This is a genomic window from Streptomyces sp. SID14436, assembly GCF_010548465.1.
GTDB lineage: Bacteria > Actinomycetota > Actinomycetes > Streptomycetales > Streptomycetaceae > Streptomyces.
The window spans coordinates 1-13,605 of sequence record NZ_JAAGMD010000292.1 but is presented as its reverse complement, the minus strand read 5'-3'; the positions used below and the strand labels follow the sequence as shown (position 1 = coordinate 13,605).

Sequence of the window (13,605 nt, the reverse complement as noted above, 5' to 3'; positions counted from 1 at the left end):
CGCGGCTGTACGAGTTCGGTTCCGTCCAGGAGGCCGTCATGGCGTCCAGCGGCAGCACCCACCAGCTGCCCAGGTAGCCGTTCCACAGCAGCGACCAGACCAGCCAGCCGACGAGGAAGGCGATCAGGGCGCCGCTCAGCAGCTGCCGCCCCGGCACCCGCTCCGGCTCCTCCTCGGGCCGCGGCCGGTGCCCGAACCGCCACACGCCCGGCAGGGCCTCCGGCCGGGGCGTGCGCAGCCAGGCCAGGAACGCCGACCCGTCCGGCAGCGGTGGAACCCCCGGTGCGCGGGCGGGCCGCGGGGGCGCCGATGGCATGTCCGGGGGGCCCGCCGGGCGCGGTACGGGGTTCGCGTGCGTGCCCCGCGCGTCCCGGGTCCCGTCGCTGTCCATCGCCCTGCCCCCTGACCAGCCGCTCCGTCACCGTCAGCGAGCCAATCTAACGCCCCGGCAGGGCGAGTTCACGGCTACGCGGCCGGGTCCGGCCGCTTACGGGGATTCCGCGCCCGCGCGGGAGCCCCCGGCGCGCTATGTCCACCGCGGACAACCCGGCCCCCCGGACAACGCCCACATGGAGCATGCCCAGCCCCCGGTGGCCGCCCTAGCCTGCGAGAAAAGAGGAAAGCGTCCGTCTTCACCCCCAGGAGCCCCGCATGACCGCACTTCCGCAGGAGCGCCGCGTCGTCACAGCCATCCCCGGCCCGAAGTCGCAGGAGCTGCAGGCCCGCCGTACCGCCGCGGTCGCGCAGGGCGTGGGCTCGGTGCTGCCCGTGTTCACCGCGCGGGCGAGCGGCGGGATCATCGAGGACGTCGACGGCAACCGGCTGATCGACTTCGGTTCCGGCATCGCCGTGACCTCCGTCGGCGCCTCCGCCGAGGCCGTCGTCCGCCGCGCCTCGGCCCAGCTCGCCGACTTCACGCACACCTGTTTCATGGTCACCCCGTACGAGGGGTACGTGGCCGTCGCCGAGGCGCTGGCCGAGCTGACCCCGGGCGACCACGCCAAGAAGTCGGCGCTGTTCAACAGCGGTGCCGAGGCCGTGGAGAACGCCGTCAAGATCGCGCGTGCGTACACCAAGCGCCAGGCGGTCGTGGTCTTCGACCACGGCTACCACGGGCGCACCAACCTCACGATGGCGCTGACCGCGAAGAACATGCCGTACAAGCACGGCTTCGGCCCGTTCGCGCCCGAGGTGTACCGGGTGCCGGTGGCCTACGGCTACCGCTGGCCGACGGGTGCGGAGAACGCCGGCCCGGAGGCCGCCGCGCAGGCCATCGACCAGATCTCCAAGCAGGTCGGGGCGGAGAACGTGGCCGCGGTCATCATCGAGCCGGTGCTCGGCGAGGGCGGCTTCATCGAGCCGGCGAAGGGCTTCCTGCCGGCGATCAGCAAGTTCGCCACCGACAACGGCATCGTCTTCGTCGCCGACGAGATCCAGTCCGGCTTCTGCCGCACCGGCCAGTGGTTCGCCTGCGAGGACGAGGGCATCGTCCCGGACCTGATCACCACCGCCAAGGGCATCGCGGGCGGCCTGCCGCTCGCCGCCGTCACCGGCCGCGCCGAGATCATGGACGCCGCGCACTCCGGCGGCCTGGGCGGCACCTACGGCGGCAACCCGGTGGCCTGCGCGGGTGCGCTGGGCGCCATCGAGACGATGAAGGAGCTGGACCTCAACGCCAGGGCGAAGGCGATCGAGGGCGTCATGAAGGCCCGCCTGGGCGCCATGGCGGAGAAGTTCGACATCATCGGTGACGTCCGCGGACGCGGCGCGATGATCGCCATCGAGCTGGTCAAGGACCGCGCCACCAAGGAGCCGAACCCGGAGGCGACGGCCGCGCTGGCCAAGGCGTGCCACCAGGAGGGCCTGCTGGTCCTGACCTGTGGCACCTATGGCAACGTGCTGCGTTTCCTGCCCCCGCTGGTGATCGGCGAGGACCTGCTGAACGAGGGCCTGGACATCATCGAGCAGGCGTTCGCCCGGATCTGAGCCGCCCCGGAGCACCCACGGACGCCTGCTCGCCGAACACCCGTCGGAGCAGGCCGGCCGCCCGCGACCGCACCGTCGGCCGCGGGCGGCAGAGGGTGTGAAGAAGGTGTGCGGGGTGGATGACAGGGCGGCCGTTCCCCTGTCGCGGGCCCGCCGCCTGCCGTAGGTTCTCACCGGATGAGAGACACACCCCGCCCACGGGACACCATGGGCGGCACAGGACGGGGCCTCCCCAGCTTCGACCTGGTCGTGCCCTCGCGCACACAACCGGGGCCCTGAGCTTCGGGTCTCCTCACGATCGGACGGTCGCCCGCCCCACACCCCCCGGGGCGCGCGGCGTTCCGGTCCGGACGGTCGTCCCGGACTTCCGGGTCGGCGGTTCACCGAAGGGCCGACGCACTCCCCCCCTTGCGCCGGCCCTTCGGTGTTCCTGCCAGGCTGTGCCGCATGCTGCCGCTCGCCCTGCCCCTGCTGCTGTTCGCGCTGATCACCTGGCAGGTCGTCGCCGACGGGCCGCTGGTGGGCGTCGACGAGCGGCTGAGCCGTGCTCTCGTCGCTCCGGACCGGGCCTCCGAACTGCTCGCCGACCTCGGCAACGTCGAGGTGGCCGTGCCGGTCCTGGCCCTGGCGCTGGCCGGTGCCGCGTGGCACGGGCGGGCGCGTGGTCTGGACCGCTGGTGGCTGCCGCCCGCCGCGGCGGCCGGTGCGATGGTCCTGGTGCCGGTGCTGGTCGCCCCGCTGAAGGCGTGGACCGACCGCCCCGGCACCCCGGCGGTGCCCCCGGCGGTCGGCTACTACCCGTCCGGGCACACCGCCACCGCCGTCGTGGCGTACGGGGCGGTGGCGGTGCTCCTCCTTCCGCTGCTGCGCCGGGCGGCCGTCCGGCGCGGTCTGGTGCTGCTGTGCGGGGCCCTCGTGCTGGGCGCCTCCTACGGGCTGGTGCGCCGGGGCTACCACTGGCCGCTGGACGTGGTGGCGTCCTGGTGCCTGGGCGCGGTGCTGCTGCTGGGCCTGTCCCGGCTGCTCAGCGGAAGTAGCCGTCGAACGTCCGCTGGAACTCCCAGCCCCCGAACCGGTCCCAGTTGATCGACCAGGTCATCAGTCCGCGCAGGTCGGGCCAGGTGCCGTGGGTGGCGTAGGAGCCGCACTGCGCCTTCCGGGTCAGGCAGTCGAGGGTCTTGGTGACCTCGGCCGGGGACACGTGGCCGTTGCCGGCGTTGACGGTGGCGGGCATGCCGATGGCGACCTGGTCGGCGCGCAGCGGCGGGAAGACGTTCTCCGCGTTGCCGGCGACCGGGAAGCCGGTGAGCAGCATGTCGGTCATGGCGATGTGGAAGTCGGCGCCGCCCATGGAGTGGTACTGGTTGTCGAGGCCCATGATCGGGCCGGAGTTGTAGTCCTGGACGTGCAGCAGGGTGAGGTCGTCGCGCAGGGCGTGGATCACGGGGAGGTAGGCGCCCGCCCTGGGGTCCTGGCCGCCCCACGGGCCCGGTCCGTAGAACTGGTAGCCGAGCTGGACGAAGAAGGTCTCCGGCGCCATGGTCAGCACGAAGTCGTCGCCGTACGTGGCTTTCAGGGTCTTGAGCGCCGAGATGAGGTGGACGATCACCGGTGTGGTCGGGTTCCGGAAGTCGGTGTCGCCGGCGTCGAGGGAGAGGGAGTGGCCCTCGAAGTCGATGTCGAGGCCGTCGAGGCCGTACTCGTCGATGATCTTCGAGACGGAGGAGACGAAGGTGTCGCGGGCGGCGGCCGTGGTGAGCCGCACCTGGCCGTTCTGGCCGCCGATGGAGATCAGCACCTTCTTGCCCGCCGCCTGCTTGTCGCGGATCGCGGCCTTGAACTCGGCGTCGCTCTCCACGCCCGGGCACTCCGTCCGCGGGCAGCGCTCGAAGCGGATGTCTCCGGAGGTCACCGACGTGGGCTCGCCGAAGGCGAGGTCGATGACGTCCCAGCTGTCCGGGACGTCGGCGAGGCGGGTGTAGCCGGAGCCGTTGGCGAAGCCGGCGTGCAGGTAGCCGACCAGGGCGTGCTCCGGCAGGTCGGAGGGGCCGCCGCCGGGGCCGGGGTCGGCGGTCGTGGCGGTGACGGTGGCCGAACGGGCGGACTCCCCCGCGTCGTTGAGGGCGGTGACCTGGAAGGCGTAGGCGGTGGCGGGGGTCAGTCCGGTGACGGTGGTGGAGGTGCCGTCCACGGTGCGGATCCGGGTGCCGTCGCGGTGGACCGCGTAGCTGGTGGCGCCGGGGACGGGTGACCAGGACAGGGCCACGCTCGTGGCGGTGACCGTCCCGGTCCTAAGGCCGGTGGGGGGCGCGGGCGGCTGACCGGTCTCGCCGCCGGGGCCGACGAGGGTGAGGTCGTCGGCGTGGTAGGCGCCGGTGCCGTACCAGCCGTGGGTGTAGAGGGTGACCCGGGTGGTGGCGGGGCCGGTGCGGAAGGTGGTGGTGAGCCGCTGCCAGTCGGAGGCGGACTGGGTCCAGGTGGAGACGTCGGTGGTGCCGGTGCCGCTCGCCCCCAGGTACACGTAGGAGCCGCGGACGTGGCCGGTGAGCGTGTAGGTGGAGTCGGGCCGCACGGTGACGGTCTGGGAGCAGCGGGCGTGGTCCGCGCCGGACGGGGTCGCCCGGAGCGCGGCGCCGCCGCTGCGGACCGGGGAGGTGACGGTCTCTCCGGCGGTGCAGGTCCAGTGGTCGAGGCCGGATTCGAAGCCGCCGTTGCGCACGAGGTCCGCGTCGGCCGCACGGGCGGCCGACGACAGCACGGTCGTGCCGGACGCGGCGAGGGCCGCGACGGTGAGCAGCGCGAGCAGGGGGCGACGGGCGAGGGGTCTGGTGCGTTCCACAAGTGCCTCCGGACATGGGGGAGATGGGGAGGGTGGAGCGCGCCCAACTTGGTCCAGACCAATTCGCTTGTCAACCCCTCGCGCGGATCACCCGTCGTCCGCCTCCCGCTCCTCCCCCGCGAGTCCGGCCGCCGCCTCGTGCATCGCCAGCTCCAGCAGGGCCGGGTCGGTGAGCGTGCCGGACCCGTCCGGCGGGATCAGCCAGCGGATCCCGCCGGCCGCCATCCGCTCCGGGTGCGGCACGACGATCCAGGTCCCCGCGCCCGCCGTGCGGACCCCGGTGCCGAGCCAGCGCGCGGCGGTGCCCGGCGGCACCAGGAAACCGGTGCGCGCGTCGCCGAAGTCCGCGAGCACCGGGCCGGGCTGGTCCAGCACCCGGGACAGCACGTCCAGGGTCGGCCGGCCCAGCCGGCCCGGCAGGATGAGCACGTCCCAGCCCCGGCCCGCGGGCAGCAGGGCCACCCCCAGCGGATTGCGCTCCCAGTCCCGCAGACAGGACTCGGGATCGGGCGCGACCGACGCCAGCCAGGCGACCGCGGTCCTCACACCAGCCATGAAGAGACCTCCCTCTCACTCGTCGACGCGGAGCGCGTCACGAGGGAGAGGGGGATCCACGGCGGGCATTACGCGGGTCCCGCCGACCCGTTGGGGTGAACCGCGTCACAGCGGGAGGACGCCGGTCGGCCGGGGCGCGGTTCAGCTGTCGAACCCCAGCCCCACCCGGTCCATCGCGCGCAGCCACAGGTTCCGGCGGCCCTCGGTGGCGTCCGCGCGGGCGAGCGACCACTTGGTGAGCGCGATGCCCGCCCAGGCGAACGGCTCCGGCGGGAAGGGCAGCGGCTTCCTGCGCACCATCTCCAGCTCGGTGCGTTCGGTGCGCTCCCCCGCCAGCAGGTCCAGCATCACCTCGGCGCCGAAGCGGGTGGCGCCGACGCCGAGGCCGGTGTACCCGGCGGCGTAGGCGACCCGGCCCGCGTGGGCGGTGCCGAAGAACGCGGAGAAGCGGGAGCAGGTGTCGATGGCGCCGCCCCAGGCGTGGGTGAAGCGCAGGCCCTCCAGCTGCGGGAAGCAGGTGAAGAAGTGCCCGGCGAGCCGCGCGTAGGTCTCCGGCCGGTCGTCGTACTCGGCGCGGACCCGGCCGCCGTAGGGGTAGACGGCGTCGTAGCCGCCCCACAGGATCCGGTTGTCGGCGGACAGGCGGAAGTAGTGGAACTGGTTGGCGCTGTCGCCGAGACCCTGCCGGTTCTTCCAGCCGATCGACGCCAGTTGGGCTTCGGTCAGGGGCTCGGTCATCAGGGCGTAGTCGTAGACCGGAACGGTGTACGGGCGGACCCGGCGCACCAGGCTGGGGAACACGTTGGTGCCGAGCGCGACCCGGCGGGCGCGGACCCGTCCGTACGGGGTGCGCACGCCCATGCCGGCGCCGGCCTGCCTCAGGTCGAGGGCGGGCGTGTGCTCGTACACGCGGACCCCGAGGGCCAGGCAGGCGCGCTTAAGGCCCCAGGCCAGCCTGGCCGGGTGCAGCATCGCCACGCCCCGCCGGTCCCAGAGCCCGGCGTGGAAGGTGGGCGAGTCGACCTGTTCCCGTACCGCGTCGGTGTCCAGGAACTCGATGCCGTCGGCGAGGCCCGCCCGGTCGATCTCCTCGTACCAGGCGCGCAGTTCGCGGGCCTGGTAGGGCGCGGTGGCGACGTCGAGCTCACCGGTGCGTTCGAAGTCGCAGTCGATGGCGTACCGGGCGACCGTCTCCTCGATGGCGTCGAGGTTGCGGGCGCCCAGTTCCTCCAGGCGGTGGATCTCGTCCGGCCAGCGGGTCAGGCCGTTGGGCAGGCCGTGGGTGAGGGAGGCGGCGCAGAACCCGCCGTTGCGGCCGGAGGCGGCCCACCCCACCTCGCGGCCCTCCAGCAGCACCACGTCCCGGCCGGGGTCGCGCTCCTTGGCGAGCAGCGCGGTCCACAGCCCGCTGTAGCCGCCGCCGACGACCAGCAGGTCGCAGGTCTCGGTGCCGGTGAGGGCGGGCTCGGGGTCCGGCCGGCCGGGGTCGTCCAGCCAGTACGCGGCCGGCCGGGCCTCGGAGAGGGACTGTGTCCAACGGCTCATGGCGGCTGGGGCCATGATGTCAACTCCCTACGAGTGGTGCGGTGTTCCTGCTGACGCCGGTGCGGCGGTCACGCCTTCTGCCGCTTGCGGCGGTTGCCGACCGCCATCGACAGAAGCACCAGCAGGACGGCGACGACGAACATGGCCGTCCCGATGACGTTGATCTGCACGGGTGTGCCGCGCTGGGCGGAGCCCCAGACGAACATCGGGAAGGTGACGGTCGAGCCGGCGTTGAAGTTGGTGATGATGAAGTCGTCGAAGGACAGGGCGAAGGCGAGCAGTGCGCCGGCCGCGATGCCGGGGGCGGCGATCGGCAGCGTGATCCGCCAGAACGTCTGGAAGGGTCCGGCGTACAGGTCCTGGGCGGCCTGTTCCAGCCTCGGGTCCATCGACATCACGCGCGCCTTGACGGCGACCACGACGAAGCTGAGGCAGAACATGATGTGGGCGATGAGGATCGTCCAGAAGCCGAGCTGCGCCCCCATGTTGAGGAACAGGGTCAGCAGCGAGGCCGCCATGACGACCTCGGGCATCGCCATCGGCAGGAAGATCAGCGAGTTGACCGCGCCCCGGGCCCGGAACCGGTACCGGACCAGGGCGAAGGCGATCAGCGTGCCGAGCAGGGTCGCTCCGAGGGTCGCCCACAGCGCGATCTGGAGGCTGAGCGACAGCGAGCCGCACATGCCGGAGACCCCGCACGGGTCCCGCCAGGCGTCCGTGGAGAACTCCTGCCACTCGTAGTTGAAGCGTCCCTTGGGGTTGTTGAAGGAGAAGACGGTGACGACGACGTTGGGCAGCAGCAGGTACGCGAGGGTGAGCAGTCCCGCGATCACGACGAGATGGCGCTTGAGCCAGGTGACGAAGGCCATTGTTAAACCAGATCCTCCGTGCCGGACCTGCGGATGTAGAAGGTGACCATGAAGAGGATCGCGGCCATCAGGATGAAGGAGAGGGCCGCGGCCGTCGGATAGTCGAGGATCCGCAGGAATTGGGACTGGATGACGTTGCCGACCATGCGGGTCTCGGTCGAGCCGAGGAGGTCCGCGTTGATGTAGTCGCCGGTCGCCGGGATGAAGGTCAGCAGCGTGCCGGAGACCACGCCCGGCATCGACAGCGGGAAGGTGACCTTGCGGAAGGTCGTGGAGGGCTTCGCGTAGAGGTCGTTCGCCGCCTCGTGCAGGCGGGGGTCGATGCGCTCCAGCGAGGTGTACAGCGGCAGGATCATGAACGGCAGGAAGTTGTACGTCAGACCGCAGACGACCGCCAGCGGGGTGGCGAGCACCCGGTCGCCGGCCGTCCAGCCGAGCCAGGCGGTGACGTCCAGGACGTGCAGCGCGTCCAGGGCGCCGACCACCGGTCCGCCGTCGGCGAGGATCGTCTTCCAGGCGAGGGTGCGGATCAGGAAGCTGGTGAAGAACGGCGCGATCACCAGGATCATGATCAGGTTCCGCCAGCGTCCCGCGCGGAAGGCGATCAGGTACGCCAGCGGGTAGCCCAGCAGCAGGCACAGCACGGTCGCCGAGGCCGCGTAGGCGACGGAGCGGACGAACTGCGGCCAGTACTCGGACAGGGCGTCCCAGTAGGTGGCGAAGTGCCAGGTGACCCGGTAGCCCTCCTCCAGGGAGCCGGTCTGGACGGACGTCGACGCCTGGTAGATCAGCGGCAGGGCGAAGAAGACGACCAGCCACAGCAGCCCGGGCAGCAGGAGCAGGTACGGCGTCCAGCGGCCCCGTTTGCGGGGCGGTTTCCGTTCGGGGGCGGGCGCCACCGGTGGCGCCTCGGTGACCGCGGCCATCAGGCGACCTCTTCCTCGACGGTCTCCACCCCGGCGTCGATGTCCTGGGCGGCGTCCAGGCCGAAGGTGTGGGCCGGGTTCCAGTGCAGGACCACCTCGGCGCCGGGCACCAGCCGGGCGTCGCGGTCGATGTTCTGCACGTAGACCTCGAAGTCGGTGCAGACGGGGCTGTCGACGACGAACTGCGTGGAGACGCCGATGAAGCTGGAGTCGGCGATCCGGCCGGTGATGCGGTTGCGGCCCTCGGGTATCTCCCCGGCGTCGTCGGCGTGGGTGAGGGAGATCTTCTCCGGACGCACCCCCACCAGCACCTTCCCGCCGGCCGTGGTGGCCGCGCTGCTGCGGGCCCGGGGCAGGACCAGCTTGCCGCCGCCCGCCTTCAGCACGATGTCCTCGCCGCTGCGCGAGTCGACCTCGGCCTCGATGAAGTTGGAGGTGCCGAGGAAGTTGGCGACGAAGGTGGTCCGCGGGTTCTCGTACAGCTCGGTGGGCGGGCCCAGCTGCTCGACCCGGCCGGCGTTCATCACGGCCACCGTGTCGGCCATGGTCATGGCCTCCTCCTGGTCGTGCGTGACGTGCACGAAGGTGATGCCGACCTCGGTCTGGATCCGCTTGAGTTCCAGCTGCATCTGGCGGCGCAGCTTCAGGTCGAGGGCGCCCAGCGGTTCGTCGAGCAGCAGCACCCTGGGGTGGTTGATCAGGGCGCGGGCGACCGCGACGCGCTGCTGCTGGCCGCCGGAGAGCTGGTGCGGCTTCTTGCGGGCCTGCTCGCCGAGCTGGACCAGCTCCAGCATCTCCTCGACCTGCTTCTTCACGCTTTTGATGCCGCGCCGGCGCAGGCCGAAGGCGACGTTCTCGAAGATGTCGAGGTGCGGGAAGAGCGCGTAGGACTGGAAGACCGTGTTCACCGGGCGCTTGTACGGCGGGAGCGCCGTGACGTCCTGGTCTCCGAGGTGGACGGTGCCCGCCGAGGGCTCCTCCAGGCCGGCGATCATCCGCAGGGTGGTGGTCTTGCCGCAGCCGGACGCGCCGAGCAGGGCGAAGAAGGAGCCCTGCGGGACGGTCAGGTCGAGCGGGTGCACGGCGGTGAAGGCGCCGTAGGTCTTGCTGATGCCGGTGAGGCGGACGTCGCCGCCGTGGGCCGTGGTGTCGTCGGTGGTCTTCATCTCGTCACGCCCCAGTCAGCTTCGCGAACTTCTCTTCGAACGCCGTCTCTTCCTCGGAGCTCAGCGAGCGGAAGGCACGGGACTTGGCCTGCATGGCCTTGTCGGGGAGGATCAGCGGGTTGTTCGCCGCGTCCTCGTCCAGCTGGGCGAGCTCGTCCTTCACTCCCTCGACCGGGCAGACGAAGTTGATGTAGGCGGCGAGTTCGGCGGCCGGTTTCGGCTCGAAGTAGTAGTCGATGAGCCGTTCGGCGTTGGTCTTGTGGCGGGCCTTGTTCGGGATCAGCATGTTGTCGCTGGACGTCAGGTAGCCGCTGTCGGGGATCAGGAACTCGATGTCGGGGTTGTCCGCCTGGAGCTGGACGATGTCCCCGGCCCAGGCCAGGCAGGCGGCGATGTCGCCCTTGGTGAGGTCGGCGGTGTAGTCGTTGCCGGTGAAGCGGCGGATCTGGCTCTTGTCCACGGCCTTCTGCAGCCGCGCGATCGCCCCGTCGTAGTCGTCGGCGGTGAACTTCCCCGGGTCCTTGCCCATGTCGAGCAGCGTCATCCCGACGGTGTCGCGCATCTCGGTGAGCAGACCGACCCGGCCCTTCAGCTTCGGGTTGTCCAGCAGGTCGGAGAGGGTCTTCACCTCGATGCCGTCGAGTGCCTTCTTGTTGTAGGCGAGGACGGTGGAGATGCCCTGCCAGGGGTAGGAGTAGGCGCGTCCGGGGTCCCAGTCGGGGTTGCGGAACTGCGCCGACAGGTTGGTGAAGGCGTTCGGCAGGTTCGCGGGGTCCAGCTTCTGCACCCAGCCGAGCCGGATCAGGCGGGCGGCCAGCCAGTCGGTGAGCACGATGATGTCGCGCCCGGTGTCCTGGCCCGCGGCCATCTGCGGCTTGATCTTCCCGAAGAACTCGGTGTTGTCGTTGATGTCCTCGGTGTACTTGACCTTGATGCCGGTGCGCCGGGTGAACGCGTCCAGCGTCGGGTGGTTCCGCCCGCTGTCGTCGACGTCCATGTACTCGGTCCAGTTGGAGAAGCTGACGCTCTTCTCCTTCGCGGAGTGGTCCTCCGCCGAGACGCCGCCCTCGGTGTTTCCGGCCGCGGGGATGCCGCAGGCGCTGAGCGCCCCGGCGCCGCCGATCGCCAGCGCGCCGCCGGCGGAGGCGCGCAGCAGGGACCGGCGGGTCAGGGCCGCCCGGCCGTTGCGGAAGCTGCGCCGCATGGCGGCCACCTGGGCCGGGGAAAGGCGGTCGGGCTCGTACTGCTCCATGCGCGTGGTGCCCTTTCGGGAGGTGGCCGCGGGTCGGGCGGCCAGGCTGCTATCGGTCCCCGAAGACGGTGCGGTGCCAGTCCTTGCGGACCACCGCCGTGTTGTCGAACATGACGTGCTTGATCTGGGTGTACTCCTCGAAGGAGTACGCGGACATGTCCTTGCCGAAGCCGGACGCCTTGTAGCCGCCGTGCGGCATCTCGCTGATGATCGGGATGTGGTCGTTGATCCACACGCACCCCGCCTTGATCTCGCGCGTGGCCCGTCCCGTCCGGTACACGTCCCGGCTCCAGGCGGAGGCGGCGAGCCCGTAGGGGGTGTCGTTGGCCAGCGCGAGGCCCTCGTCGTCGCTGTCGAACGGCAGGACCACCAGGACCGGGCCGAAGATCTCCGACTGCACGATCTCGCTGTCCTGGGGTGCGTCGGCGACGAGAGTGGGCCGATAGTACGCGCCCTTCTCCAGTTCGCCCAGGGGCGTCTCGCCACCGGTCACCACGCGCGCGTAGGCGCGCGCCCGGTCGACGAATCCGGCCACCCGCTCGCGCTGGGCGTGCGAGATCAGCGGGCCGAGGTCGGTGCCGGGGGCGAAGGGATCGCCGAGCCGTACCGACTCCATCAGCGCGGCCGTCCGTTCGACGAACTCCTCGTAGAGGGGGCGCTGCACGTAGGCGCGGGTGGCGGCGGTGCAGTCCTGGCCGGTGTTGATGAGGGCCCCGGCGACCGCGCCGTTGACGACGGCGTCGAGGTCGGCGTCGTCGAACACGACGAAGGGGGCCTTGCCGCCGAGTTCGAGGTGGATGCGCTTGACGGTGGCGGTGGCGAGTTCGGCGACCCGCCTGCCGACGGCGGTGGAGCCGGTGAAGGAGGTCATGGCCACGTCGGGGTGGCTCACCAGGTGCTCCCCGGCCTCCTTGCCGGTGCCGGTGACGATGTTGATCACGCCGTCCGGGAGGCCGGCGTCGGTGGCGGCCTGCGCGAAGAGCAGCGAGGTCAGCGGGGTCAGCTCGGCGGGCTTGAGCACGATGGTGTTGCCCGCGGCGATCGCCGGGAGGATCTTCCAGGCGGCCATCTGGAGGGGGTAGTTCCAGGGGGCGATGGAACCGACGACGCCGATGGGTTCGCGGCGGACGTAGGAGGTGTGGTCGCCGGAGTACTCCCCGGCCGACTGGCCCTGGAGGTGGCGGGCGGCGCCGGCGAAGTAGGCGATGTTGTCGATGGTGCCCGGCACGTCGAACTCGCGGCTCAGCTTCAGCGGCTTGCCGCACTGCAGGGACTCGGCCCGCGCGAACTCCTCGGCGCGGTCGGCGACCACGGCCGCGAAGCGGTGCATCGCGTCGGACCGTTCGCCGGGGGTGGCACCGGCCCAGCCGGGGAACGCCGCGCGCGCGGCGGCGACGGCCGCGTCGACGTCGTCGGTGCCGGCCAGTTCGTACGTCAGGACCTCGGTGCCGGTGGCGGGGTCGACGACCGCGTGCGTGCGGCCGGACGTGCCCCGGGTGAGGCGTCCGGCGATGAACTGCGCGCCGTCCGCGTAGCGGTCCTGGGCCGGAAATCGTTCCGGGGTGGCGTGGCCCGGGTTGTGCATGTCGCTCTCCTCCGTGTCCCCGAGAGGGGGCGGCGTGGCTCCAGCTCGATTTGAGTGCCGATCCTGACAGAGCAACCGCACTCCAACAAGTGATTCCGTTGTTGCCTTTTGGTTACGCGACGGAATCTGTCGACCAGGTGTCTAGCGACTGCGGAAAAGGCCGTACGCAGTGTCCGTGGTGACTGCCAGAATCACGTGCACGAAAGCGGACACACGGCCATGGGGGGGCGGCGATGCACGGGACGACGGGGACGATCGGCTCCCGACGGGAACTGATCGAGGCGCTGCGCGGCGGCGCGAGCGTGAAGTACCTGCACTTCTGGAGGCACCGGCCGCTGCCCGACGGGCGGATCGGGGCGAGCTGTCTCAGCCAGTGGTGGCCGTCGCCGTTCACCGTGGACGGCGTGCGGTACGCGACGGCGGAGCACTGGATGATGGCCGGGAAGGCGCGCCTGTTCGGTGACCGGGAGGCGGAGCGGCGGATCCTGGCCGCGGACCATCCGGCGCAGGCCCAGAAGGAGGGCCGCCGGGTGCGGGGGTTCGACGAGGCGGTGTGGGCGCGGGAGCGCTTCGGGCTCGTCGTCGAGGGCAATGTGCACAAGTTCGCCTCCGACCCCGGGCTGCGGTCGTTCCTGCTGGGCACGGGCGCGGCCGGAGCCGGCGGGAGAGTGCTGGTCGAGGCGAGTCCGCTGGACCGGATCTGGGGCATCGGGCTGGCCGGAGACGACGAGCGGGCGGGCGATCCGGAGCGCTGGCGGGGTGAGAACCTGCTGGGCTTCGCGCTGATGGCGGCCCGGGACCGGCTGCGCGCGGGCTGACCCGGCGACGTGTTCCCGGGGACCCGGCCCCGGGCCCGCCGCGCGCCGGACCGACGGCCACGGG

General features: G+C 71.6%; 11 protein-coding genes and 1 pseudogene. 3 read left to right on the top strand and 9 right to left on the bottom strand.

Annotation, left to right across the window (positions count from 1 at the left end):
- Positions 1-391, bottom strand: a pseudogene (locus tag G3I53_RS10685) (ATP-binding protein); the annotation flags it as partial.
- Between the two features lie 260 nt (positions 392-651).
- Here G3I53_RS10685 and gabT point away from each other — a divergent pair.
- Both gabT and G3I53_RS10675 read left to right on the top strand, forming a co-directional pair.
- Positions 652-1,986, top strand: coding sequence for a 4-aminobutyrate--2-oxoglutarate transaminase (gabT, locus tag G3I53_RS10680; RefSeq protein WP_164334004.1), 1,335 nt, complete (start codon positions 652-654; stop codon positions 1,984-1,986).
- Between the two features lie 447 nt (positions 1,987-2,433).
- Positions 2,434-3,072: a phosphatase PAP2 family protein gene (locus tag G3I53_RS10675; RefSeq protein WP_164334003.1), complete on the top strand. Its 639-nt coding sequence runs from the start codon at positions 2,434-2,436 to the stop codon at positions 3,070-3,072.
- On the opposite strand, the gene G3I53_RS10670 is transcribed toward G3I53_RS10675, so the two are convergent.
- The 8 genes from G3I53_RS10670 to G3I53_RS10635 all read right to left on the bottom strand — a co-directional run bounded on the left by G3I53_RS10670 (position 3,011) and on the right by G3I53_RS10635 (position 12,723).
- A complete protein-coding gene (locus G3I53_RS10670) occupies positions 3,011-4,825 on the bottom strand; it encodes a glycoside hydrolase family 18 protein (protein ID WP_164334002.1) in 1,815 nt (604 codons plus the stop codon). The genes G3I53_RS10675 and G3I53_RS10670 overlap by 62 nt on opposite strands.
- An 87-nt stretch (positions 4,826-4,912) precedes the next feature.
- Positions 4,913-5,380, bottom strand: coding sequence for a hypothetical protein (locus tag G3I53_RS10665; protein WP_164334001.1), 468 nt, complete (start codon positions 5,378-5,380; stop codon positions 4,913-4,915).
- A 141-nt stretch (positions 5,381-5,521) separates the two neighbouring features.
- A complete protein-coding gene (locus tag G3I53_RS10660) occupies positions 5,522-6,940 on the bottom strand; it encodes an FAD-dependent oxidoreductase (protein ID WP_164334000.1) in 1,419 nt (472 codons plus the stop codon).
- Positions 6,941-6,993: 53 nt separating this feature from the next.
- A complete protein-coding gene (locus G3I53_RS10655; RefSeq protein ID WP_164333999.1) occupies positions 6,994-7,794 on the bottom strand; it encodes an ABC transporter permease in 801 nt (266 codons plus the stop codon).
- 2 nt (positions 7,795-7,796) lie between these two features.
- Positions 7,797-8,720: an ABC transporter permease gene (locus tag G3I53_RS10650; RefSeq protein WP_164333998.1), complete on the bottom strand. Its 924-nt coding sequence runs from the start codon at positions 8,718-8,720 to the stop codon at positions 7,797-7,799.
- A complete protein-coding gene (locus G3I53_RS10645; protein ID WP_164333997.1) occupies positions 8,720-9,886 on the bottom strand; it encodes an ABC transporter ATP-binding protein in 1,167 nt (388 codons plus the stop codon). Before G3I53_RS10645 ends, G3I53_RS10650 begins: the two co-directional genes overlap by 1 nt.
- Positions 9,887-9,890: 4 nt before the next feature.
- Positions 9,891-11,138, bottom strand: coding sequence for a spermidine/putrescine ABC transporter substrate-binding protein (locus tag G3I53_RS10640; protein ID WP_164333996.1), 1,248 nt, complete (start codon positions 11,136-11,138; stop codon positions 9,891-9,893).
- Between the two features lie 49 nt (positions 11,139-11,187).
- Entirely contained in the window at positions 11,188-12,723 is a 1,536-nt protein-coding gene (locus tag G3I53_RS10635) for a gamma-aminobutyraldehyde dehydrogenase (RefSeq protein ID WP_164333995.1), read from the bottom strand.
- Positions 12,724-12,956: 233 nt separating this feature from the next.
- Here G3I53_RS10635 and G3I53_RS10630 point away from each other — a divergent pair, with 233 nt between their 5' ends.
- A complete protein-coding gene (locus G3I53_RS10630; RefSeq protein WP_164333994.1) occupies positions 12,957-13,541 on the top strand; it encodes an NADAR family protein in 585 nt (194 codons plus the stop codon).
- The last annotated feature ends 64 nt before the right edge of the window (positions 13,542-13,605 follow it).

Coding starts and splice junctions, on each gene's coding strand:
- G3I53_RS10660 (WP_164334000.1), bottom strand. CDS start 6,940: ATGGCCCCAGCCGCCATGAGCCGTTGGACACAGTCCCTCTCCGAGGCC.
- gabT (WP_164334004.1), top strand. CDS start 652: ATGACCGCACTTCCGCAGGAGCGCCGCGTCGTCACAGCCATCCCCGGC.
- G3I53_RS10675 (WP_164334003.1), top strand. CDS start 2,434: ATGCTGCCGCTCGCCCTGCCCCTGCTGCTGTTCGCGCTGATCACCTGG.
- G3I53_RS10645 (WP_164333997.1), bottom strand. CDS start 9,886: ATGAAGACCACCGACGACACCACGGCCCACGGCGGCGACGTCCGCCTC.
- G3I53_RS10665 (WP_164334001.1), bottom strand. CDS start 5,380: ATGGCTGGTGTGAGGACCGCGGTCGCCTGGCTGGCGTCGGTCGCGCCC.
- G3I53_RS10650 (WP_164333998.1), bottom strand. CDS start 8,720: ATGGCCGCGGTCACCGAGGCGCCACCGGTGGCGCCCGCCCCCGAACGG.
- G3I53_RS10635 (WP_164333995.1), bottom strand. CDS start 12,723: ATGCACAACCCGGGCCACGCCACCCCGGAACGATTTCCGGCCCAGGAC.
- G3I53_RS10655 (WP_164333999.1), bottom strand. CDS start 7,794: ATGGCCTTCGTCACCTGGCTCAAGCGCCATCTCGTCGTGATCGCGGGA.
- G3I53_RS10630 (WP_164333994.1), top strand. CDS start 12,957: ATGCACGGGACGACGGGGACGATCGGCTCCCGACGGGAACTGATCGAG.
- G3I53_RS10640 (WP_164333996.1), bottom strand. CDS start 11,138: ATGGAGCAGTACGAGCCCGACCGCCTTTCCCCGGCCCAGGTGGCCGCC.